At 30.9% G+C, this 525-nt stretch carries 1 protein-coding gene; it reads left to right on the forward strand.

Going from position 1 to position 525, the window contains the following annotated elements; translation table 11 throughout:
* Positions 1 to 105 precede the first annotated feature (105 nt).
* The gene (locus tag ACTNDN_RS24995; protein ID WP_048717642.1) at positions 106 to 423 is read left to right on the forward strand and encodes a hypothetical protein; all 318 of its coding nucleotides are present in this window, start codon (positions 106 to 108) and stop codon (positions 421 to 423) included.
* Positions 424 to 525: the final 102 nt, after the last annotated feature.

Here is a 525-nt window from a genome sequence, read left to right on the forward strand (position 1 = left end):
GAATAGTTAAATATAATCCTTTTTTCTCTGTAGAGAATAGTTAGTTCGACAGGAATTTTTCTCTCTTGTATTGAAATAGTAAGTAAAAAATTATGGAGTGATACTATGCCGCACTGGACCCCAATTAAAAATGAGCCTTTTATTAATATTATGGATGACTATAGACGAGAAATTGAAAACAAAGATGCTAAAGCGACTAAAGAAATAACTAGGCAGTACGCACACAGGTTATATCAAGAGTATGAAATTTTAAGTGAACATACAGAGAATGCAGTATATGAACATCTTTCCTACTTCGATGACTTATTAGCTGGTATATCAAATATGAAACATGCAAAAAAAGACATTGGTTATTATGGGAATTTTCCAAGAACATTCAACAAAAACAAATTAAATTTAGCCAGAGTAATGAGATCTCGGTAGTTAATAAAGAGATATATAAATCTAGGTTGACTCAATGACTATTGTAGAAAAGTTTAGGTCACAGTGAAATCCCGAATAATCTTGTTTCACAGGAAAGTTTTA

Source organism: Niallia sp. HCP3S3_B10, from assembly GCF_052064465.1.
In the GTDB taxonomy this organism is placed as follows: Bacteria; Bacillota; Bacilli; order Bacillales; family Cytobacillaceae; genus Niallia; species Niallia hominis.